Raw genomic sequence first — 24,818 nt, forward strand, 5'->3', positions numbered from 1 at the left:
TTACAGGGTTTATAAAGGTTAAAAATAGTATGGTAATAATTTACTATACTATTTTTTTATTGTTCTGGAAATATTATCAGAGTATAGGATATATCTTTGATGAATAGCATTATTACTTATGAATTGTGAAATTTTGTGATTATTATAAAAATATAAAACAACGAAATAAATGTATTTATTTTAAAAAGTTGTTAAACATTTTTATAAAATTACAATAAAATATTCAAATTTTGTTATGTTCAAACCGGTAAGAGGGCTATTATAATAAAAATGCTGAAACAATTTGAGATAATTGTTAAAATTATAAATATTGCGGAAGGAGGAACTTTACTTGACTACAAAAATAAAAACAAACAGTGCAGATAAAAATTCGGTTGCAGGAGTTAAAAAACATGGCATTATATTTGAACTGAAGAAAAACTGGGTTTTATATATGATGACATTGCCTGCAGTTGTTTTCCTTTTAATATTCAGCTATTATCCTTTGACGGGACTTCAAATAGCGTTCAGGGATTATAATGTGGTAGATGGAATATGGAAAAGCCCTTTTGCGGGTATAAAATACTTTAAGGATTTTTTCCAATCTGCCTTTGCATCACAGGTAACTTTTAATACATTGTATTTAAATCTGTTGTTTATTGTTGTCGGGCATGTATTTGCCGTGACTATAGCAATATTATTAAATGAAGTGATAAATGAAAAACTGAAAAAGGTATTTCAGGTTTCCATGTTTTTCCCATATTTTTTATCGTGGGTAATAATAAGCGCTATTGTCTACAGTTTTCTCAACGATAAATTCGGGGCTTTGAATACTTTTTTAGCCGGCATCGGTTTGCCGACTCATGCGTGGTATAATATGCCGCAGCTATGGAGGGGCATACTTACCGTTATAAATACATGGCAGTCCTTTGGATATAACGTGATAATATATTTAGCCGTTATTGTATCTATAGACAGTCAAATATACGAAGCGGCAAGAATCGATGGCGCCAATAAGATGGATGAAATATTCAAGATAACCATCCCGCAGATGATGCCGACTATTGTGTTGCTGTTGCTTTTAGCTCTCGGGAAGATATTCTATGGTAATTTCGGCATGCTGTATGCCATAATCGGGGATAACGGAGTATTGCTTAAAAATACCGATGTAATAGATACTTATGTCTTCAGGGCTATGAGGACGGACGGTGCGTACAGCCTTGCAACTGCAGTGGGATTATACCAATCAGTGCTGGGATTTGTTCTGGTTTTGATTTTTAACAAGTTGGCAAAGATGTATGATGATACCATGGGATTGTTCTAGGAGGGTGAATCGAATATGAATAGAGGTTTAAAAACATTCAATGTAATAAATACAATTTTTCTGGCTCTGGTATCGTTAGTCACACTGTTGCCTTTTTTAATAGTTTTGTCCGTGTCGTTCAGCGATGAACGAAGCATTGCAAAGTATGGCTACAGTATAATACCAAAACAGCTGTCATTAGCCGCATACAAGGGATTGTTCGGTGCGGGAAGCACTATATTCAATGCATATAAAGTAACTGTATTCATAACGGTCGTAGGTACGCTACTGGCAGTTTTGATTACATCGATGATGGGCTACGCGTTGTCAAGAAAACAGCTTAAATACAAAAACTTTTTTAACATGCTTGTATATATACCCATGGTTTTTAGCGGAGGATTGGTTCCTTTTTATATTGTGCTTCTAAAACTTCATCTTTCAAACAACATATGGGGTTTGATCGTACCGATGCTGTTTAATCCTTTTAACTTATTCCTGATACGAAACTTTTTCAAAGGATTACCTGATTCGATCATGGAATCTGCGAAGATTGACGGCGCAGGCGAATTTCGCATATTCTGGAGCATAGTTTTGAGACTGGCGCTGCCGGGGCTCGCAACCATTACTCTATTTTATGCCCTCGCATTTTGGAATGACTGGACTTTAGCATTACTTCTTATAGATGATACAAGACTGTATCCGCTGCAGTATCTTCTGAGGCAGATACTTTCAAGGGTAACATTTGTGGCTACATCCGGTGCACATGTTACAGGCAATATACCTGCAGAGAGTACGAAAATGGCTACGGTCATCGTGACTATAGGCCCAATAGTTTTAGTGTATCCTTTCATTCAAAAATATTTTATAAAGGGGATAACTATCGGGGCTATAAAAGGTTAGGCTATTTCCGGCAATGCCGGTTAGCATAATAAATACTTGTTGTGCTATAATAATGAAATATTTAGACTGGCACAATCAGTAAAATTGAAAAGGAGTGTAAAGAATGAAGACAAAGAGGAAATTGATGTGTATGCTCATAATAATGAGTATAATGGTTTCTCTGGTAGTTGGCTGTGCTAAACAGGGTAAAAAAGCTACTGAGAGTCCATCTGGCCTGAAAAAGGTGCCTATTACCATTTATGTGGCAGGAGACAGGCCAAAACAGCAAGATGAAGTTTTAAGGAATATCGAGGATAAAACGAAGGATGAATTGAATATCAGCCTTACGGTAAATTATATCCCGTGGAGTGATTATGCAAATCAGGTTAAGCTTAAGGCTTCCGCAGGGCAAAATTTTGATATCTATTTAAGCTTTTTTGGTGATTTATCCGGGAATATCGCAAGGAAACAGTGCATGGATATAACTTCCCTTGTGGATAAATATGGTCCGGACTTGAAAAAACAGATACCGCAGGATCTGTGGGATACGCTTACGATTGACGGTAAAATCTATGGCGTTCCGGCAGTATATCCTATGACGGAAATGGGCAGAGGATTTTTGGACCGCAAAGATTTGAGATTAAAATACAATCTTCCTGAAATAACGGATCAGGCAAGTTTGGAAAAATATCTGGATACCATAGCTAAAAACGAGAAGGGTATGATACCATTCCTCGGCGACGGCTTGAATGTAATACTTGCCGATAAGAGCCATTTAGGACATGTGGAGTATCAGTTCAACGGGATGTATATAGATGTTGATAAACAACCTTACAAAGTTGAAAACTGGTACAAGACGGACGTGTTCAAGACAGTATGGGAAGAGGATAAAAAGGCTATGCAAAGAGGTTGGTTTGAAAAGGACATACTTACAGATACCGACCGTGATGGAAAATTCATACAGGGCAAAGCAGCGGCAATGGCGGGAGATTTATTCAACATAACCGACAGGCAGAATGCTCTTGCCAAGAATGTGCCGGGAGGAGAAATAGAGCTCTCTATCATTAACAAAGACGGCAGATGGGTAAATACGCAGCCTGTTAATAACTATGCGCAGATTTCATCTACGAGCAAAAACCCTGAAAGGGCTATAATGTTTTTGAACTGGCTCAGAAAGAATCCTGACAACTATAATATGTATATGCTTGGAATTCCGGGGAAAACATATAACTTAAAAGGCGATGAGGCCGAAGTGCCGGCAGGAACTAACCCCACCGACAGGTTTGCTCCTACTCCGTGGTTTACAATGCATACACCTTATTTGAAGACATGGACGACAGATCCTCAGTCATTTAAGGATGCGTTGAAATTCTGGAATAATTTGAAGCCGGAAGCTTCGCCTTTGATGAAGTTCTCTTATTCAAATACTAATGTTGTTGCTGAGTCAACAGCAGCCGCAAAGGTAATGACGGAGGAAGGCAGGCCGATAAGCTGCGGGCTTGTAACTTCAGATGCTGCATACCAGAAATTCTTATCCGATCTTGATAAAGCTGGAATGCCAAAGATAATTGAAGATACACAAAAACAGCTTGATAATTTCATGGCAAAACAAGGTAAATAATGGCATAATAGAGGCTGTCTCGAAATAAAGAAATAATACAAAATATTGAGTAGATTAAATTTGTGAACTCAATATTTTGTATATAAAATTTATTTTGAGACAGCCTTTTATAAATAGTGCGAGGATTTGATGTGTATGTATTATTAGAATATAAAATAGGTTATTCGGACATTTGTAACTTTAGTAAATGATATTGGAGGTATTCTATAATGATAGGAAAAGGCAGAGAGAAAGAGAAAACAGGCTTTCAGGAATCCAGACCTTATAATCCCAGGATAGATCTTCAAACAGACTTTGTAATGGTTTATGGCATAGGAGACGATATGCCCGAAAGGATTAAAAAGTGGAAAGAAAGAGGCTATGTCGTACACCTTATGACAGGTGTTGCTTGGGGAGGATATCAGGATTATCTGAATGGAAAGATAGATGGAAGGACTCACTGGGATGAAGCGCAAAAAAACAGCGAATATGATAATATAATTCATGGGACATCAGTTGATATGCCATATATGGTACCTACCATAGCGTATTCCGATTTTCTGACACTTCGGATTAAACGGGCTGTAGACGCCGGAGTAGACGCGATTCATCTTGAGGAGCCGGAATTCTGGGTAGAGGGCGGATACTCCGATGCTTTTAAAAGGGAATGGGAGATCTATTACAAGGAACCGTGGAAGGAACCTCATGAATCTGTGGACGGGCAATATAAAGCCTCGCGTTTAAAAGCATATTTATATACGAGATGTCTTGACAGGTTATGCAGCAATCTGAAGGAATATGCAAAGGTGGAATATAACCGCAATCTGCGTTTTTATGTTCCCACCCACAGCCTCGTCAATTATACCCAGTGGAGGATTGTAAGCCCCGAGTCCCACCTTATTGATCTTCCGTCGGTCGATGGCTATATTGCCCAGATATGGACAGGAACATCGAGGACTCCTAATGTATATGAAGGAGTGAGAAAGGAACGTACTTTCGAAACTGCTTTTTTGGAATATGGAATTATGCAGGAGCTGGTGAGGGGGACGGGCAGGAATATGTGGTTTCTGCATGATCCTATAGAAGACAATCCAAATCACACATGGAAGGACTATAAAGAAAATTATTTTAAAATTGTAGCCGCATCGCTGCTGCATCCGGATGTATCAAACTATGAAGTTTGCCCATGGCCCAACAGAGTATTTAACGGCACATACCCATCAGGGGATGGAAAAGGCAAAGAAGGTATCCCGGGGGAATATGCTACAATACTTTTAACATTGATGAATACTTTAAGGGATATGGAACAGAATGATATCAGGTGGGACAATAAGAGCTCCAAGATAGGTATTTTGCTTGCGGACTCCGCGATGTATCAGAGAAATTACCCTGACTGGCATAAAAGGGTCAAATCTTTTAAATACGATGGAACATCATATGATCAATTGAATGATTTAGAGGTATCAGAGCTTATAGACTGGTCATCCTTTTATGGCCTGGCTCTTCCGATATTGAAGCATGGAATACCCATAAGGCCGGTACAGCTTGATAATATCAGGCGCTTTGCAGGGTATATCGATGATTATAAAGTCTTACTTTTGAGCTATGAGTTTATGAAACCTGAGCATCCTGATATTCACAATGCAATTGCCGAGTGGGTCAAAAACGGAGGAGCGCTGGTGTATGTTGGGGATGGAAGCGACAGCTTTCATAATGTGCATGAATGGTGGAACTCGGGGAAAAGAAAATATAAGACCCCTGCAGAGCATCTGTTTGAATGTTTAGGTTTAAAGGCGGATATTAAACCGGGATTATATAATATAGGAAAGGGCGTATTGGCATATTTGGGAGTACATCCTATAAAGTGCGCCAAAAGCAGGGAATATGCGGATAAGCTGAGAGAGACTGTAAAGGCTGCAGCCGATGCATTAAAGGATGAAGGCGTTAAGATAGAGCCTAGAAATTCTTTCGTACTTCACAGAGGGCCTTATATAATTGCATCCGTAATGGATGAATCTATAAGCAATGATCCTGTAGTGCTCAATGGAAAATTCGTAAATCTATTCGATGAACTCCTGCCTGTATGCGATACTTTTACCATAAGGCCGGGAGAGCAAGCTTTGCTGTATGATCTCAAAAAAGTCAGAAAATCTTTACAGCTCATTGCAGCTTCTTCAAGGATAGAAAATATCAGCGCTTTGAAAAACGGATTCAGCTTCAGTGCAACAGGACCTGAGGCGGTGACAGCTTCCGCAAGGTTTTACTGCGCTCAAAGACCCATTAAAGCGGAGGCTCATGAATCAAAAAGCAGCAAAAATACAAATATCGAACTTAATTGGAATGAGGAAAGCAGCACTGTTCTGCTCAGGTATCATAACTGCCATGATGGGCTGACAATCAGTGTAGAATGGTAGATCCCGCCTGTATGTTAAGAGTTAGCAGCAGAATCAGGTTACAGTGCTTTTATGGAATCGTTTACAGTGATCTTTACAGGAACCCTTACAGTTCTTGTTCCTATTTTATTATTGCTGTCGATTCTATCCAAAAGCATTTTGGCTGCGTTCATGCCGATACCTTTAGACGATTGGGAGACCGATGTCAATTTTGGCTTGAATACTTTGCTTAGCTCAAGGTCGTCGAAACATATTATTGAAATATCATCAGGAATAGAAATATTGTTTTCATTTATCGCAATGATCGCGCCTACAGCCATAAAATAGTTTGATATGAGTACGGCTGTAGGCATATTTTTTTTATCGGATATTATTTTTTTAAATGAATTATATCCGCCTTCTAAGTCATATGAATTTTTATATATATAGCGATCAAAAATCGGTATTTTATGATCTTTCATCGCATTTTTGTATCCCTTAAGCCTCTCGCCGGCGGAAAAGTTTTCTTCTTCTCCTGTTATTATGGCGATTTTTTTATGCCCTTTTAATATAAAATGTTCTGTTGCCTGGTATGCTCCGGATATGTTATCGGAGGTGACAAAGTCGCAGTCGACGCCATCCGCTATGCTGTCTACAACGACGATAGCGGCCCCTTTTTTTATATAATAATCCAGAAAATCGGCCGAGATATTTGTAGTGAATATAATAAAGCCGTCCACACCTTTGCGCAGCAAAAAATCCATTCTCTTTCTGCGTATATCATCATTTTCTTTGGTCTCACAAACTATGCTGGCATAACCCTTTTCATTAAGAAATTCCTCAATGACTGAAATTATACCTGTGTAAAATGTATTTGTAATGCTGTCCACGACTATTCCTATGGTCATTGCCCTGTTGATTTTGAGGCTCCGCGCGAAATTATTGACTCTGTAATCCAGTTTATCGATGGCATTTTCAATATTTATTCTGTTTTCTTCCTTTACGTTGCCGCCATTTAAATATTTTGAAACTGTTGCGATAGAAACATTTGACAATCTGGCGACATCCTTTATTGTAGCACTCAATTTTATAAATCAGCTCCTGTGTTAATATGTCTAAATATTAATTTAATTAAAATGCCGTGTCAAGCGCTGCTGTATTATTTCAATTCGTAATTTGAAATTATGATAAATAGGGTTATGTTATTTTGAGCAACAAATGAGTGCTCAAAATAACATAGAGCTCATATTACGAATCGAAGATATTATTTCAATTCGTCAGATAGTTCATTTGCAAGATAAACCATACTGCTTTATTTATATGAAATTGCAAGTTGCAAATTTGAGTTCTGGCGTATATCAAAAATATTCTTCAAATACAAAATATGCACTCGATAAAAAATTTCCCTTTGACGGACATAAGATTGATTTTAGAGAAACAATGGCATATAATTACATTAAAAGCTAAACGTTTAGCTTTATTGGAAAATCATCTTTTGTGCATAAACTTTATATGCACTGCGGATGAATTCCTTTTATATTTTTAAGGAGGAAGCAAAAATGGCTAACGTTAAAGAGATCAGTGTAAATGAACCTGTAAAAAGGCTTAGGGGAAGTTTACCAAAAGTAGGCATAAGGCCGATTATTGACGGAAGGCGAAGGGGTGTCAGGGAGTCTCTTGAAGGCCAGACGATGAATATGGCAAAATCGGTTGCCAGGTTGATAGAGGAAAATTTAAGGCATCCAAATGGAATGAAGGTCCAATGCGTAATTGCCGATACATGCATCGGCGGTGTTGCAGAGGCTGCGGAATGTGCCGAAAAGTTTGCAAGAGAAGGCGTTGGGTTATCGATAAGCGTTACTCCTTGCTGGTGCTATGGTACCGAAACTATAGATTATGACCCTTACATACCAAAAGCCGTATGGGGGTTTAATGGTACCGAGAGGCCCGGTGCAGTTTATTTAGCAGCCGCTCTTGCAGGGCACAGCCAGAAGGGGCTGCCTGCATTTGGAATTTATGGAAGGGACGTAAAAGATGTATCCGATACCGAAATCCCCGAAGATGTGAAAGATAAATTGTTGAGGTTTGCAAAGGCGGGGCTCGCAGTTGCGGAAATGAGAGGAAAATCATATCTTTCCATGGGGTCGGTTGCAATGGGCATCGCCGGCTCGACGGTAAATCCGGACTTTTTCCAGAAATACCTCGGAATAAGGAATGAATATATCGATATGTCCGAATTCGCCAGAAGGATAGAGGAAGAAATATATGACAAAGATGAATACAAAAGAGCATTAAAATGGGTAAAAGAAAATTGTAAAGAAGGTCCAGACAACAATCCGATAAATTTGCAGCATACAAAAGAGCAGAAGGAAAAAGACTGGGAAACAGTTGTAAAGATGACTTTGATCGCTAGAGATCTCATGATCGGCAACCCGAAGCTTGCAGAAGCGGGATTTGAAGAAGAAGCATTGGGGCATAATGCCATAGCCGCAGGTTTTCAGGGACAGAGACAGTGGACAGACCATTTTCCAAATGGAGATTTCATGGAGACGATTCTAAACACTTCATTTGACTGGAATGGGATAAGGGAACCCTTCATAGTGGCTACGGAAAATGATAGCCTAAATGGGACAGCTATGCTTTTCGGGCATTTATTGACCGGTACGGCGCAGATTTTCTCAGATGTCAGGACATACTGGAGCCCTGAATCTGTAAAAAGGGTTACCGGTAAGGAATTGACCGGTCTTGCCAAAAACGGCATAATCCATCTTATAAATTCAGGATCGACGACGCTGGATGGTACCGGTGAGCAGAGCAAGGATGGAAAGCATGCGATGAAACCTTTCTTTGAGATTACGCCTGAGGAAGCAGGAAAATGTCTCGACGCGACTTCATGGAGGTATGCAAGCCTTGGATATTTCAGAGGAGGCGGATATTCGTCCCAGTTTGTGACAAAAGGCGGCATGCCTGTCACGATGTCCAGGGTGAATATAATCGATGGACTAGGGCCTGTTCTCCAGATCGCAGAGGGTTACACCGTTGAACTTCCCAAGGATGTTCACGATATACTCGATAAACGTACTGATCCAACGTGGCCCACAACCTGGTTTGCACCGAGGCTGACAGGAAAAGGCGCATTCAAGGATGTATATTCGGTTATGAATAACTGGGGCGCAAACCATGGGGCAATAAGCTACGGCCATATCGGGGCGGATCTGATCACATTGGCTTCGATGCTCAGAATTCCTGTTTGCATGCATAATGTACCTGATGATAAGATTTTCAGGCCGAGCACATGGAATGCATTCGGGATGGATGCTGAAGGCGCGGATTACAGGGCTTGTGCAAATTTTGGCCCGTTGTATGGTAAAAGATAGATAGATTTTGGTCTTATAAGCCACGGTGATATTTATAAAAGTCACCGTGGTTTTTTATGCAAAGTAATCTAATATGACCAAAAGTGTAGTAAGATATTATATATAAACTAAATATTGGAAAGGGGATACAGATGTGCAGACTTTAGAAGATAAATTAAAAAGCGTTAAAGATTCCGGTACGGATTATTACGGCAAACGGTTATATTCAGAACTGGAATTTGCGATCGAGCTTTCTAAGGCAAAATCGGGAAAATATGACGATTTGATCGATAAGGCGATGGATTATTCCGTTGCTGAAGTGAGCAAGACCGGCAGTATCAGCGAAGAAATATGCAGCCATGCGGAAAATATGCTCTTCCAGGTTGCAAAAGAAGCTAAAAGATACAGAGTCATATGTGCCGCCCATGCACATATAGATATGAACTGGATGTGGAGATGGGATGAAACCGCTGCAGTTGCATTGGACACATTCAGGACCATGCTTAATCTGATGGATGAGTATCCTGATTTCAAGTTTTCACAATCGCAGGCTTCGGTCTATAGGATCATGGAAGATTACGACCCTGACATGCTCTCTGAAGTAAAGAAGAGGATTGATGAGGGAAAATGGGAAGTCACTGCATCTACATGGGTGGAATGTGATAAAAACATGCCAAATGGCGAAAGCCTCTCAAGACAGTTGCTATATACAAAGAAATATCTTTCCAAACTTCTTGGGATAGATCCTAATAGTTTGAAGATTGATTTTGAACCCGATACGTTCGGACACAGCGTCAATATTCCTGAAATATTGTCGGATGGCGGCGTAAAATATTATTATCACTGCAGGGGATATGAAGGATACAACATTTACAGGTGGACTGCGCCGTCAGGGAAGTCCGTAATTGCATATCATGAACCTTATGGATACAATTCGGATATTAATCCGTCGATGTTTTTATTCGTTCCGGAGTTTTGCAGAAACTACAATATAAATACCGCACTCAAGGTATATGGCGTCGGAGACCATGGCGGTGGGCCTACGAGAAGGGATATAGAAAGGATAATCGATATGAATAAGTGGCCTGTATTCCCAAGGATAGAATTCGGCACTTTTCATGAGTATTTCAATTATCTTGATAATTCCGGAGCCGATTTTCCAGAGGTTAAGGGGGAGCTTAATTTTGTATTTACAGGCTGCTATACCACGCAAAGCAGGATTAAAGCCGGCAACAGGATAACCGAAGCTGTACTTAACGAAGCAGAGGCTTTCTCGGCTCTGTCATCGCTTTATACAGGTTTTAAATACAGAAACGGTTCTTTTTCGAAAGCGTGGGAGGACGTACTGTTTAACCAGTTTCATGATATTATCCCGGGATCGGGCATCATAGATACGCGGGAATATGCCATGGGTAATTATCAGAGGGCACTGGCAATTGCAAACAGTGAAAAGAGTAAAGCCCTTAGAAATATTGCAAATTTGATAGATACAAGAGAATATGCCGATCCCGATATCGATATTAAGGAAACGACATCGGAGGGGGCGGGTGTAGGGTTTGGCGTTTCGGACTTTAAGATCTCCCAGTGCGACAGGGGAAAGGGTACCAAAAGGGTGTTTACAGTATTCAACCCGGCGGACATAGACAGAGAAGAAAATGTTGAGATTACAGTTTGGGACTGGCAGGGAAACATAGAATCCATCATATTTATGGATAGCTATGGTAATACCGTTCCTCATATGCTCCTTAAAAATGGATTTGACTATTACTGGGGGCATTCGTATATAAAAATCTTGCTCGAAGTGAAAGTACCGTCGTACGGGTATTCAATTTATGTGATGAATGGCGGCAGCAAGGGAATCGAAGTACCCCGCAGCGAATACCCTCGTGTTGAAAAAGAGGATAACTTCATACTGGAAAACAGCAGAGTAAAAATAGTATTTGATAAAAATAATGCATCCATAAGGTCGTTTATAGATAAGAAGAGCGGAGAGGAAATGATAGATGCGGGCAAGCCATCCGGCATATTCCGGCTTATAGAAGAGGATACCAATAAGCAGATGACTGCATGGATTGTAGGAAGGTATATGAATATAACAAATCTCAACCGGGATGTCAGGATAAAGAATATCAGTTATCCAAGTGGAAATTTAAGGCAGGGCATTCATTACGAGATACCCTTTAGAAACTCATACCTTAAAGTAGATGCATATTTAGATGATAATAGCACCGCTTTAAAATATGATGTTGAATGCCGCTGGCTCGAAGTTGGGGAAAACGGAATATGCATTCCGCAGCTTAATTTCATAATGTCTGTAAACTACAAGGTTGCATCTTATGTATACGATGTACCTTTTGGAACAATTGAAAGGCAGCCTATGGACATGGATGTACCTGCAGGAAATTTCTCTCTTGCAAAACGCAGCGAAAGAGGCAAGAAAGCCGTGATGCTTGTGACAAACAACAAATATGGATTCAGGGGATTTGAAAATTCCATAGCGGTGACGCTGATCAGAAGCTCTTATGATCCGGATCCGTATCCTGAGCTTGGAGTTCATAAATTCAGTTTTGAGATACAATTAGCAGATGAAACATCAAGGAAGGCGCTTATAGATAGTTCATACTGCTTTAACCATCCTATGTCAACGCTGCCTGTAGGCGTTCATGGGGGAAAGTTAAAGAAAACAAACGGTTTTATATCGCTTGAAGAGGGCAATGTGGCTGTTTCAGCGATAAAAGCCCCCGAAGGTGGGTACGAATCAGAGTCTGGCATTAAGAATCGGTTAATAATGAGGGTTTATGAGACCGAGGGACAAAATGGAAATGTTGTATTCAAATTTTATAATGCGCCAAAGATGGCATGCTTTATGGATATAAATGAAAATATCATTGAAACGGATTTGGGAATCGAGATAATGGGAAAAAGAGTGAAGTTTGACATAAAACCATACAGCATAGCAAATATCTGCATTGAATTCTAAATGCCTGAAGATGCAATTCATAATATGAAATGTATTATTTAAATCGATACATTTCATATTATGAATAAATCCTAAAAACCTGTTTGCAACAATTAGAGAAAAATAGAATATCTCACCGGTATAAGATCGGTATATTCTGGAGGTAAAAATGCTAAACAAACTAAAAAACAATCTGTCTACGAAGATAATATTATGGTACATGTTGATTTTTATATTTGTAATTATCTCTACTGTGATAGTATTTTATTTTAGTTCAACCAAGAATCTTGAAAGCGAAGTTACAAATACCAATATAGCATTTTTAAAACAAATAAATCAAAATGTAGATATGATTTTAAAGGAAATAGACAAGGAAGCGATAAATTTTGTCCAGCAGCCTGAAGTAAGAATTTTTATGGATGGCAATTCTAGTGACAGTACGGATAATTACGAGAATAATTATAAATTGTCAAGTCAACTGATAAATCTTAAGTTTTCCAACAGCAATATCTATTCTATTTATCTTTACTCAAATGTTAAAGGTAAAATATTGTCTGACACTGTAATGGAATCAAGCGATAATTTTTTTGATAACAATTGGATTAAAGATTATGAAAACATGGATGGATATAATAAGTGGCTTTCGACTAGAAAAGTTATGGAGGATTCTCTTTTTTCTATTCAAAAAAATATAATCTCCCTGATAAGACTATATCCAATTTCCAACAGCGTGGGTTTTAGAAAGGGTGCGATGGTTGTAAATGTGGATGAAGATAAACTTTATAGCATTATCAAAAATGCCAGATCCCGTGATACGGATCATATATTTATAATGGATAAATCGGGTCACATTATAAGCCATGATACAAAGGATATGCTTTATAATGATTTGACTAATAACAATTATATATTCCAGATACTAACAGGTCCTAAAGAAGGTTATTTAAATGAAAAAATAGACGGTATGAGATGTACTGTATTTTATATTACATCTTCCTATACAGGCTGGAAATATATAAGCATAATCCCCAACGTAGAAGTAGATAAGCCTCTTGCTACTACGAGAAACGTACTGATTACCATCTCGCTATTCATGCTCGCCATAGGGTTAATAGCCATTGGCTTTGTCGGCAAGCTGACTACAAGGCCAATCGAAAGGTTTTTCCATTCTATAAGGCAAAATATAAAGGGTATTGGCATAAATGGGCAAATAGAGGATGAATGCCAAAATCTTGACTATATGGAGAGAACCATAAATAACGTTATAAAAAATCATGAAAGCATGAGAAAGCAGATTACTGAAACCATGCCCATTATAAAGTGGGGGTTATTGACGGATTTGCTTATGGGGAATACTAAAAATATTGATGATATCAGGAAAAAAATTGCACTTGTAAATGTGAAATTATATCCGTCTAATTTTGCTGTAATGGTAGTGAGCATCGATAACAAAAATGAATTGGTAAATGATAAAAATGATAAGAATATTGATTTTTATATATATACAATTATTGAGAAGGCAGAAGATTTTATAAATCAGGAAAACCTTGGAGTAGGTATCGAAACGAGCAATGACAAAGCCGCAATCATAATGAGCTTTGAAACTGCTGATAATACAAGCAACCAGATAAGAATATTGACTGTGGCAGAAGCTATTAAAGATTTTATGAATGTACATCTCAGTGTTTCCGTATCTATAGGTATAGGCTCATGTTATGAATGTATGGACGATATTTATAAGTCTTATAATGAAGCAGTCGAGGCACTCAAATACAAGGTTATCATGGGTAACAACGCTATTATTTCAATTGATGATGTAAAAGTTCATGATGAACGTCAGCTCTATATGATATTGCCAATAATCGATTCAATAATTAGTTCTATAAGGTGTACAAATACCACAGAAACCCGAAAACAGATTTCAAGGATGTTTAATGAGGCTGTAAAGAAAAATATACCGCCGGATATTATAAGAGAATTTTGCATGCAGCTTGTAATGAAGGCTACTAAAGTAATGCTGGATGCGGGAGTAGACATAACTCAGCTGACAAAACGCAACTACAACAACATATTTGAGGCGTTGATTCAGATGGAAACAATTGAACAAATGGAAGAATATATACAAGGTATATTCAAAGAGTATATTGAAAAGATAGAGGAAAGAAGGCATCGGAAGGGGAATAATGAGCTTATTGAAAATATAATTTCATTTATACAATCAAACTATATGAAATATGACCTGACTTTAAACTCTCTGGCAGAAACATTTGATATAAGTGTGCCTTATCTAAGCAAAGTATTTAAAGAAAGCATGGGGACCAATTTTACTGATTATTTGATTTCAATAAGGATGGAAAAAGCCAAAAATTTGCTTACCCATACGGATTTTAAAATAAATGACATAGTAGAGAAAGTTGGATATGCTAATTGCCACAGCTTTATAAGGATATTTAAAAAATATACGGGCAAAACTCCAGGAGAATACAGGTCGGATACGAGAAATGGTACTTTTCAAAACAGATAATCGATATATATAAATAGCAAGGATAGTTCATGATATTAAAAGATGTACATGAACTATCCTTTTTGTTTTTAAAGAAAAGACTATTTGATTAAAAAAAGTTAATTAAGAAGAAATAAGAAAGGATACTTTAATTAAAAATATGCCATTTAAAAGGTGCGCGTGTGTATATAGAATGAAATTACAGAACATACTAAAAATTCGTTATAAGGAAGCGTATTAAATTGGTACATATGAGTGAAAAAGAATATAAAAGTTTCATTAGGGCCCTTAATAAATGGAATGCATTATATGATGAAAATGAAATGATGGTAAAAAAGCCTTTTTCTTCGCCAGGTTACCATACTAAATTAAAAGAAGAATTTGTACATCCTACAAGGGATTCTCTATCTTATGCGGTAGCGCTGCTCGACAGCGGGATAGAAAAATACAGGCTGAGAGCCATAGACATTCTGAAAAAAGTTATTTCTCTTCAGGATAAAAATCCATCACACGACACTTATGGAATATGGTCGTGGTTTTATGAAGAACCATTAGATAAGATGTCGCCTCCAGATTGGAATTGGGCCGACTTTTGCGGAAAGGAACTGCTTCAGGTTGCATCCGATCATAAGAGCAGAATTCCCGGGGACATATTTAACACGGTAAAATCTTCTATCCTCTGCGCATGTAAATCTATTATGAAAAGAAATATGGGGCCGCACTATACAAATATATCCATTATGGGAACATATGTGACACTTTTTGCGGGAGAGCTTTTCGGCGAGGATGAAATATTTAGCTATGCAAAAAAGCGTCTCATCGGCCTTCATAAATATAATATGGATAATGGAGATTTTACTGAATATAACAGCCCTACTTATACAATGGTGGCATTAGAGGATATATCAAGAATGTTAAATCAGATAAAAGATAAAGAATGCATAAGGATGATCAAAGATTTAAATGACATAGGATGGAGATGCATGGCACATCATTTCCATCAACCTACAGGGCAATGGTCGGGGCCTCATAGCAGATGCTATTCTTCCATTCAGGGAAAAGAACTCTGGTCAAAAATACAGCTGTCTGTAGGAGAAGGACTTCAGTTACTTCCTGAGGATGAGGTAGAGGCAGGCATTGAGACTTACAGAATAAGGCTGAGATGCCCGGATAAATACAAAGTATACTTTGAGAAATTTTGTGGTGCAAGAACTGAAAAAAGTATATATGTAAAAAAGAGTTCCGGAAGGAAAAGTGAAACTGCTATATGTTATATAGACAAATATTATTCTATCGGCACATTTTACAAATCTGATTTCTGGAATCAGAGGAGAGCATTTGTAGCTTACTTTGGTACAAGAGAAAGGCCAATATGCCTTCGACTCCGATGTCTTCATGACGGGTATGATTATTCTTCCGGAACTATTTGTAGCGTACAATCAAAGGGCAGAGTATTATCTGCGATCAATTTTGCAACAGATGGCGGCGATACCCACTGTAACCTCGATATGGTAGAAAATGCTACTATAGGTGCAAAAGATCTGAGGTTAAGATTTGAGATTACCGGTTTAAGAGAAGAAAATGGGGTTCCCTCTAAATGGACTGATGGATGCATAAGCATTGCATCGGAGAATGTAATTTTGAAACTGAAGGTCTTGTATAGTTCCTTCGGTGATAATGACATATGTTATAAGGTTCAAAATGAAGATGGGAAGATATACCTTGATATTATCCTGTACAGCGGCGAGAAGAAAAACATATGCTTTAAAGATCTAAAAGCATCTTGCACTATGGCATTTTTTATTGGTTCTATAAAAGAGGATGTAGATGCTTCTGATGCTATATGCCAAATAAATGATAATAATATTAGAACAATATGGAAAGAGAATGATGAGGTATTAAAAATAGACTCTCCTGTAAAGTGTGGCACATTTGATACGCTTTACAGATCCTGCATAGGTTATGTGAATGATAAGGAGTTCGATGAAGATAGATAATTTGGGCTATGGCATATGATTTCAAGTTAGAAGGGGGAATATCATTTGAGTGAAAAAACAGTTACAGTTCATAGAGGCAAAGGAATAGTAAAAGGGAAATCACCATTATTAAAAGCGATAGTTAGAGACAGGTATCTATATCTTTTTTTGGTTCCAATACTGGCATATTATATTGTTTTCAAGTATGGCCCCATGTATGGAGTAATAATAGCATTTAAAGATTTTAGATTTGCAGACGGTATACTTGGCAGTAAGTGGGTTGGATTTAAACATTTTCAAAGACTATTTACAAGTCGGGATTTTTTAATGATACTTAGAAATACCCTACTTCTTAATATATATAGTGTTGTGTTTGCCTTCCCCATACCAATAATTCTTGCAATATTGCTAAACGAGATACGCTGCATTTTTTTCAAAAAAGTATCACAGAGCTTATTTTATCTGCCGCATTTTATTTCATGGGTTGTTCTCGGGGGTATAGTGGTTGCACTTTTGTCTCCAAGCACAGGCGTTATTAATATCATACTTTCCCGGGTATTCGGGATTAAACCCATATATTTTATGGCGAGCACGAAGTGGTGGCCTGTGGTATTTATACTATCAGGCATATGGCATGACGCAGGATGGGGAACAATAATATTTTTGGCGGCAATAACAGGTATTAATACTGAACTTTATGAAGCTGCCGTACTGGATGGAGCCAATAAATTCCAGCAGATCTGGCATGTAACTCTTCCCGGGATACGGAGTACCATAGCAATTTTACTTATATTGAGAATGGGTTCCATGATGGATGTCGGCTTTGAGCAGATATTTATACTGCAAAATGGTGCGGTTACCAATGTCGCTGAGGTTATAAGCACATATGTGTATAGACTTGGAATACAGGGTATGCAATACAGTTATACTACGGCCCTGGGACTTTTTCAATCTGTTATAAGCATGATACTGGTTTTGGGTTCCAACAAAATAATAAAGGCTATGGGAGAAACAGGGCTTTGGTAAAGGGGGAGAGGTTTTGACTATTAAAAAATCTACCGGTGAAAAGATATTTATTGTGATCAATTATATATTTATAGGTCTTTGTTCTTTTATTGCGCTTTATCCTTTTATACAGATAGTTGCGACTTCATTCAGCAGCAGTCGTGCTGTATCTTCAGGGGAAATATTCTGGAGGCCTGTGGAATTTAATGTTCTTGCATATAAACAATTGCTCCAAGACGGCCAGATATTTGTTGCCATGAAGAATACTGTGATTTTAACCGTTGTCGGCACAATAATAAATATGTCGGCAACAGTGCTTGCTGCTTACTCGTTATCGAAAAAGAGGTTAAAGGGAAGAAAGGTTTTCTTATTGATAATTATTTTTACAATGCTCTTTAACGGAGGATTGATTCCAAATTTTATATTGATAAAAAATCTGGGCCTTATGAACAAGTATGCGGGGTTATGGCTTATGGGGCTTATAAGTACGTACAATATGTTTGTAATGAAAACTTTTTTTGAAGGCCTCCCGGATAGCTTGGAGGAGGCAGCCGCGATAGATGGGGCAAATGACATTCAAATACTTGTGCGTATAGTAATACCTCTCTCCCTTCCGATGCTTGCCACGCTCACGCTATTCTATGCTGTAGGATGGTGGAACTCATATTTTAATGCGATGATTTATATTACAAGCACGGGCAAGATGCCTTTGATGGTGAAACTCATGCAGATGCTCGATATGGCACAGATGATAATGATAAATACAAATCTTTCCGGAGGAACTGAAGGTATCATAGAAAATACTGTAGCGCCTGAAACTCTGAAAGCTGCATCAATAGTCATAGCAACACTTCCAATACTCTGTATATATCCATTCCTTCAGAAATATTTCGTAAAGGGTGTATTGATAGGCTCTATAAAGGGTTGATATTAAGTTTACAAGCTTAATATATAAAATAAATTAAGGAGGAATAAAAATGAAGTTGGAGAAATTCAAAAGGGTTGTTTCAGTATTACTTATGGTCCTTATGGTATTAATTATGCCAGGGTGTGGAAGCAAACCGGGGAATAAAGAAGGAGGCAATGCCGGTTCTAATTCTGCAGACCAGTATGATAAGCTACCTAAGGAGGTAAGCGCTATCATATTAGACAGAGGACAGGTTCCAGCCTCGGAAGGAACATATGAGGAAAACCGCTGGACAAAATACATCAATCAAAATTCAGGCGTTAAGGTAAAATGGGTACCTGTACCAAGGACTCAGGATATTCAAAAAATGAATACGCTTATTGCCTCCGGACAGGCTCCGGATCTTCTCTGGGAATATAGCAGGGATTATATATCACAACTAGTTGACCAGGGAGCACTTCAGCCTATAGATGAATATATACAAAAATACAGCATAGCGTATAAAAACTATCTTGCTAAAAATTCGGAATTAAAACCCTATGTTACTTTTAATAATAAAATGTATGCTTTCACAAGCAAAAGAGGGATAGATTCAATAGCTAACCATGCTATGTGGATCAGACAGGATTGGCTTGACAAACTGGGCCTTAAAATGCCGACTACCGACGAAGAGTTATTTAAAGTTGCAGAAGCTTTCAAGAATCAGGATCCGGACGGTAATGGCAAAGCGGATACCTATGGATTCGCATTCAACTATAATATGGCCGGTATAGTTTCCGCTCTATATGGAGCTGCATGGAATATTGTAGATAATGGTAAAATAATCAATCCGTTAAACACGGAAAGATATAAAGACGTGTTGGCATTTAGAAAAAAAATGTTCGATGAAGGTTTAATAGACAAGGAATTTATAACAGATACAAACTTTACAAGAGAGAGGCAGATTTGGGTTACCGGTAAAGCAGGAATATATTTTGGCGGATGGAATATGGGAAATGAGTGGAAAGATTTAAAGAAGAATGTCCCTAACGCTCAAATGGTACCGCTTGAATCGGTGTCGACCAAGTACGGCAAGTTTGGAATGTGGCAGGAACCCCCTGCGAATCGTATAATAGGTGTCAATAAGGATGCAAAGAATCCAAAGGCTATTGTACAGTTAATGGATTGGCTGATTGACAAGGGATGGTTTACCATAACGTTTGGTATAGAAGGCAGCAACTATAAGATGGTAAATAATGTACCGCAGGCTATAGATGCTGATAAAAACAGAACTGAGCTTGGATATTCAGGTGAATATGCGCTCATAAGCCAGTTAGATCCGAAAGCTGATTGGTTTCCTATAATGGCTGCATCGGATGCTATGTCCCAGGAATATGCCAAAGTTGAATCGCTGTCTCTTGAGACACAGCTTAAGAATAAATTCCCAAGGACAACGCCTTATAATCCTACAAGCACTGATATATCTCAACTTAGTACTGAATTTCAACCGATACAAGCAGATATTGAGACAAAAGTAGTGACGGGTGGAAGCAAATATACTGTTGATTGGGGAATAGAGCAGTTGCGCAATGAGAGAAAGCGTCTTGGCGGTGATAAAGTAGATGCATATGTCCAGGAATGGTATGATAAAAACAAGGAAAGTTTTTCAAAGTAGGAAATATAAAATATGACAGTGGCAAGTCTGATTCATAGGTAAAATATATAAAAATGTGTATTCTTTTGCTTGGGGAATGGAGGTCAAAAATTTGGGCAAAGGCCAAAAGTCTGTAAATATATTTAAAAAATATAATGATAAATATACGGGAAGGAAAGTCGTAAGGCTCACATCAGATAAATATATAAGCCATCATCCATATTTCTATAATAAAATGATAACGAATGATGGAAGGTATTTGATATATGCAAGTAATAGGGACGGCAATAGGAACTATTACAAACTTGATTTAATGAATGGCGCGAATATACAGCTTACGGATGGTTATGAAATCGATGACTTCAGTGCATGTCTTTCAGGAAACGATAAATTTTTATTTTATATTAACGGAGATTCTGTAATAAGACTTGATATGGATTCATTGAATGAAGAAATTATTTACAAAACGCCTGAGAAATGGAAAATAGGTGCGTTTGGAATGAGCTCTGACGATAAATTCATGCTTGTCAATGAAATGAATAAGAAGGACATTGTACAGAATAATAACTGGTCTGCTTTTGAAACTCAATGGGCCGTAAAACCGAACTGCCGCCTGATATATATCGATGTAGATAATAAAAGGAGCAGGGTTATTCATGAAGAGGCCCACTGTTGGCTCGGACATCCTCAAATAAGGCCGCATAATAATAACGTTCTCATGTTCTGCCATGAAGGTCCGGGAACTAAAATAGATGCGAGAATATGGCTTATCAATTCTGATGGCACTAATTTAAGATGTGCCACGCCAAAAGAACCGGATGAGGTGGTTACTACGCATGAATACTGGATAAATAATGGTTCAAAAATAGCATTTATGCACAGGCAAATAAATGGCCGCACTACTATAAGATATGTTGATCCTATTACTTTGAAAATAAAAGAATTAATGGAGTGCTCGAATTATTGTCATTTTACCTCGGATTCAAAAAATACAATAATTGTTGGGGATGCCCAACCGCCTGTAGAACCGTTTCTTTTTATAGTTGATGTCGCAAGTAGAAAAGAAGAGAAATTATGCTTCCATGGCACGAGCTGGAAAAGTTATGGCTCAACTCAGGACTGTCATCCTCATCCAGCTTTTACGCCGGATGAAAATGCTATCATTTTTACTTCAGATATGGATGGGAAGCCATGTGTTTACAAAGTAGAAATATAGCACTTTGGATGCAGTCAAATAGACATTAAACTTATGGATAACGGTTGATCTTATGAATGTATATTTTTTATATGCATCCAGATCCTGCCGTTATCTTTTTTATATCATATCGATTTTGATAAAATATATAATCGAGTAAGAAAATAGATAGCTAACTTTATGTTGTATAATCCCTGTCGACAGTTATTACAGCATCGTAGGCAGGGTGCTTTTTTTTGATCTCTTTAGTTAATTCTTGTTTTAAAAGTTCCTTCTTCGCAGGCGAAACTTTTATTCCGAAAGGGATTACAATATCGAATATAAGATTTTTATCTTTTCCTTTACCGACTACCCGGAAGTCGTGCATAGATCCGATTTCGGGAAATTTTTTGAGAATGGCCAACACTTCTTCCTTTGCATCCGATATCTCTTTTGAATCGTTGCATACAGGATCCATGTGTATTACTGTAAAAATGTTAAGCTTATTTGTTATCTCTTTTTCGGTTTTATCTATTTCAGAATGCAATGTCATTATATCCACATTATAAGGGACTTCTGCATGAAATGAAGCCATGCATCTCCCTGGCCCATAGTTGTGTATTACAAGGTCGTGGATTCCGATTATCAGTTTATGGCTTAAAGCAAGCCTTTTGATTTCCTTTACAAGGGTCGGATCCGGAGCCTCGCCCAAGAGAGGGTCTATAGTATCTTTCATTATAGATATACCGGACATGATAATCGCAAATGCAATCAGTACGCCAACATATCCATCAATATGGATATGCAGAAAACCTGATATGATCATCGACAGCACGACTCCGCTCAAAGTAAAGACATCGTTCAACGAATCCGCTCCGGCAGCTTTTAGGGCGGAAGAATTAATCTTTTTACCTATATACTTATTGAGATGGCTCAAATACAACTTAAGAGGTATCGCAAGTAGAATGATGAGGAAGAATATAATATTAAATTTTACATCTTGAGGCTTGAGTATTCTCGAAAATGAACTACTTATGAATCTTACGCCAACCAGCAATATTAGTGAGGCTACCAGCATGGCTGACAAATACTCTATGCGTCCGTGCCCGAAAGGGTGTTCTTTATCGGCGGGTTTATTGGAAAGTTTAAATCCCGCAAGAGTTATTACGGACGAAGATGCATCCGAAAGCTTGTCAAAAGAATCCGCCGTTACGGCTATGCTGTTTACCAGGATGCCTATTATAAACTCTATTAAGAAAAGCATGGAGTTAATGATCAAGCCTATTATGCTTACCAAGGTGCCATAAGACTGACGCACACTTCTATTCTCAATGTCCTTGTAATTTTTTATGAACTTTTTCGTTATAAATTCAATAAACATGATATCACCTTTTAAAAATCAAAATTTTATACATATAATAATTTAATAACTTATGATACATCAAACCAAGCAAAAAATCAAAAAAATTTATTGCTTCGGATGCATATTCTTCAAATGATCTTTATACACCTTATTGCTTCTGGTCCGATTTGCAATTTGAGCTTGTGTTATTTTAAGAACTAGTTAATTCGCTAGATTCGAGTTTTGTAAGTTAAAAATCGATTAAATAGATGCTAATGGAATAAATGCTGAGATATAAGACAGATAGATGCAAAAAATATAGATAGATATAATAATTCCGCTATATATAGATAATTATCATATTTGATTATTCTCACAATTGCATATATTATTTAAATTGATGATAGTTAGTAGCTATTTTTTGTTTGAACACTTATTCCAACGAATTTAAAAAGTATTTTGATTAATACGGCAGATACTATGCAATTTAACTGATTTCAATTTAAAATTCTATAAATATATAATTTTCATAATATAAAAGATATTCCAAAACGATAGATATAAATTTGTTATATAGACTTATTCCAATGCAAAAATAAAGTAAGGTGAAAATATGAACATAAGAAAGTTAGACCAGGAGACATTAAAAAATCTTAACAGGCAGATAATTCTAAACTACATACGCAAATACAGGGAAATATCGAGGATCGATCTTGCAGAACATACAAAACTGAGCCCGACCACGGTATCATCGATTACGTCTGAACTTATTCAAAAGGGAATAGTAACTGAAACGAGAATAGGCGAATCCAATGGTGGGAGACGTCCCGTAATGGTAGGCATAAACCCGATGTCGGCGTGCATTATCGCGATTATTTTGACACCCAAGGGGATAAGATATGCTCTTGCCGACCTGAACTGCGATATATATGGGGAAAAGTATGTTAAATGTACCATAGATTCCAGCGATAAAGCAATGGATGTCATATTGAACAGCATACAGGATATAAAAGGTGGATTTCCGGATGCGGCGGGTAAAATATACGGCATAACCATAAGTATCCCTGGTGTAATCGATCATGAAGAGGGCAAGGTGCTGTATTCATCAAGGCTCAATATCAAAGATTTCAATATGGCTTCAGAGGTTAAAAGGAAAACAGGGATAGACTGTTACGTTTTTAAAGATACCGATGCATTTATACTTGGCGAGCATAGATTCGGCGTGGCGATTGGGTATGAAAACTTTGTATATATAATAGTAGAAAACGGGGTAGGCATGTCCTATATAAACTCGGGTAAACTTTTTAAGCCGGGGCCCAGCGGTGGTTTTGAACTCGGGCATATGACTATCGACTCAAATGGGCCCGAATGTTCATGCGGCAACAGAGGCTGTCTCGGGACTGTTGTTTCTGAGATTCCGATTCTGAACAGAATAAAGAAGCTTAAAGAAAAAGGATATGAAACCTGTATAGTCAATACAGACAAGCTTTCTTTATCTGATATTGTGGATTTTTCAAATAAAAACGATAAAGCTGCAAGATATGTGCTTGAAGAGCAGGCACGGCTCCTTGGCATAGCAGTGGCAACTGTAGTAAATTTGTTAAACCCGGAGCTTGTTGTAATCGGCGGCCCCTTAAGCAAATGCCGCTGGGGCTTTCTCGATATCTTGAATGACTGTGTCAAAGACAGGGCTCTTCAGATATACAGTAAAAATACGACTATCAAATTTGCAAGACCTGGAGAGGAATCGGCATTAAAGGGTATGGCTGATGAAATATATGAAAGAGACATATTCAGACCGGTTGAGATTTAATTAAAACATGGCAATCC

Annotated in this window: 15 protein-coding genes; 13 read left to right on the top strand and 2 right to left on the bottom strand. The window is 37.8% G+C overall.

From position 1 onward, the window contains the following. Positions 1–331: 331 nt before the first annotated feature. From QME45_03300 to QME45_03315, 4 genes are all read left to right on the top strand, one after another. Positions 332–1,303, top strand: coding sequence for an ABC transporter permease subunit (locus tag QME45_03300; GenBank protein ID MDI6617689.1), 972 nt, complete (start codon positions 332–334; stop codon positions 1,301–1,303). A gap of 15 nt (positions 1,304–1,318) precedes the next feature. After that, positions 1,319–2,182: a carbohydrate ABC transporter permease gene (locus tag QME45_03305; protein MDI6617690.1), complete on the top strand. Its 864-nt coding sequence runs from the start codon at positions 1,319–1,321 to the stop codon at positions 2,180–2,182. Positions 2,183–2,285: 103 nt separating this feature from the next. Beyond that, entirely contained in the window at positions 2,286–3,782 is a 1,497-nt protein-coding gene (locus QME45_03310) for an extracellular solute-binding protein (protein ID MDI6617691.1), read from the top strand. 209 nt (positions 3,783–3,991) lie between these two features. Beyond that, positions 3,992–6,175 carry a hypothetical protein gene (locus QME45_03315; GenBank protein MDI6617692.1) on the top strand — a complete coding sequence of 728 codons (2,184 nt, stop codon included), beginning with the start codon at positions 3,992–3,994 and terminating at the stop codon, positions 6,173–6,175. Positions 6,176–6,213: 38 nt separating this feature from the next. Here the strand turns inward: QME45_03315 and QME45_03320 are convergent, their stop codons facing one another. Further along, the gene (locus tag QME45_03320) at positions 6,214–7,218 is read right to left on the bottom strand and encodes a LacI family DNA-binding transcriptional regulator (GenBank protein ID MDI6617693.1); all 1,005 of its coding nucleotides are present in this window, start codon (positions 7,216–7,218) and stop codon (positions 6,214–6,216) included. Between the two features lie 474 nt (positions 7,219–7,692). Here QME45_03320 and QME45_03325 point away from each other — a divergent pair, with 474 nt between their 5' ends. From QME45_03325 to QME45_03360, 8 genes are all read left to right on the top strand, one after another. After that, on the top strand, positions 7,693–9,510 hold the full coding sequence (locus QME45_03325; protein MDI6617694.1) for an L-fucose isomerase: 1,818 nt from the start codon (positions 7,693–7,695) through the stop codon (positions 9,508–9,510). Between the two features lie 133 nt (positions 9,511–9,643). Then, positions 9,644–12,469 (top strand): glycoside hydrolase family 38 C-terminal domain-containing protein, encoded by a 2,826-nt coding sequence (locus QME45_03330; protein MDI6617695.1) that lies wholly within the window; start codon positions 9,644–9,646, stop codon positions 12,467–12,469. A 148-nt stretch (positions 12,470–12,617) separates the two neighbouring features. Next, entirely contained in the window at positions 12,618–14,972 is a 2,355-nt protein-coding gene (locus QME45_03335) for a helix-turn-helix domain-containing protein (GenBank protein MDI6617696.1), read from the top strand. A 221-nt stretch (positions 14,973–15,193) separates the two neighbouring features. Further along, positions 15,194–16,948 carry a hypothetical protein gene (locus QME45_03340; protein MDI6617697.1) on the top strand — a complete coding sequence of 585 codons (1,755 nt, stop codon included), beginning with the start codon at positions 15,194–15,196 and terminating at the stop codon, positions 16,946–16,948. Positions 16,949–16,993: 45 nt separating this feature from the next. Beyond that, on the top strand, positions 16,994–17,953 hold the full coding sequence (locus tag QME45_03345) for an ABC transporter permease subunit (protein ID MDI6617698.1): 960 nt from the start codon (positions 16,994–16,996) through the stop codon (positions 17,951–17,953). A gap of 13 nt (positions 17,954–17,966) precedes the next feature. After that, positions 17,967–18,860 carry a carbohydrate ABC transporter permease gene (locus tag QME45_03350; protein ID MDI6617699.1) on the top strand — a complete coding sequence of 298 codons (894 nt, stop codon included), beginning with the start codon at positions 17,967–17,969 and terminating at the stop codon, positions 18,858–18,860. Positions 18,861–18,909: 49 nt separating this feature from the next. Next, the gene (locus QME45_03355) at positions 18,910–20,493 is read left to right on the top strand and encodes an extracellular solute-binding protein (GenBank protein ID MDI6617700.1); all 1,584 of its coding nucleotides are present in this window, start codon (positions 18,910–18,912) and stop codon (positions 20,491–20,493) included. Between the two features lie 91 nt (positions 20,494–20,584). Next, positions 20,585–21,688, top strand: coding sequence for an oligogalacturonate lyase family protein (locus QME45_03360; protein MDI6617701.1), 1,104 nt, complete (start codon positions 20,585–20,587; stop codon positions 21,686–21,688). A gap of 157 nt (positions 21,689–21,845) precedes the next feature. Here QME45_03360 and QME45_03365 read toward each other — a convergent pair whose 3' ends face one another. Beyond that, positions 21,846–23,027, bottom strand: a complete 1,182-nt coding sequence (locus QME45_03365; GenBank protein MDI6617702.1) for a cation diffusion facilitator family transporter — start codon at positions 23,025–23,027, stop codon at positions 21,846–21,848. A 574-nt stretch (positions 23,028–23,601) separates the two neighbouring features. Here QME45_03365 and QME45_03370 point away from each other — a divergent pair. Next, the gene (locus QME45_03370; protein MDI6617703.1) at positions 23,602–24,801 is read left to right on the top strand and encodes an ROK family transcriptional regulator; all 1,200 of its coding nucleotides are present in this window, start codon (positions 23,602–23,604) and stop codon (positions 24,799–24,801) included. Positions 24,802–24,818 lie beyond the last annotated feature (17 nt).

The organism is Clostridiales bacterium (assembly GCA_030016385.1).
GTDB lineage: Bacteria > Bacillota > Clostridia > Clostridiales > Oxobacteraceae > JASEJN01.

Bases quoted from the DNA above. Each gene is read 5' to 3' on its own strand.
- QME45_03305 (MDI6617690.1), top strand. From the start codon at position 1,319: ATGAATAGAGGTTTAAAAACATTCAATGTAATAAATACAATTTTTCTG.
- QME45_03310 (MDI6617691.1), top strand. From the start codon at position 2,286: ATGAAGACAAAGAGGAAATTGATGTGTATGCTCATAATAATGAGTATA.
- QME45_03315 (MDI6617692.1), top strand. From the start codon at position 3,992: ATGATAGGAAAAGGCAGAGAGAAAGAGAAAACAGGCTTTCAGGAATCC.
- QME45_03325 (MDI6617694.1), top strand. From the start codon at position 7,693: ATGGCTAACGTTAAAGAGATCAGTGTAAATGAACCTGTAAAAAGGCTT.
- QME45_03335 (MDI6617696.1), top strand. From the start codon at position 12,618: ATGCTAAACAAACTAAAAAACAATCTGTCTACGAAGATAATATTATGG.
- QME45_03355 (MDI6617700.1), top strand. From the start codon at position 18,910: ATGAAGTTGGAGAAATTCAAAAGGGTTGTTTCAGTATTACTTATGGTC.
- QME45_03365 (MDI6617702.1), bottom strand. From the start codon at position 23,027: ATGTTTATTGAATTTATAACGAAAAAGTTCATAAAAAATTACAAGGAC.
- QME45_03370 (MDI6617703.1), top strand. From the start codon at position 23,602: ATGAACATAAGAAAGTTAGACCAGGAGACATTAAAAAATCTTAACAGG.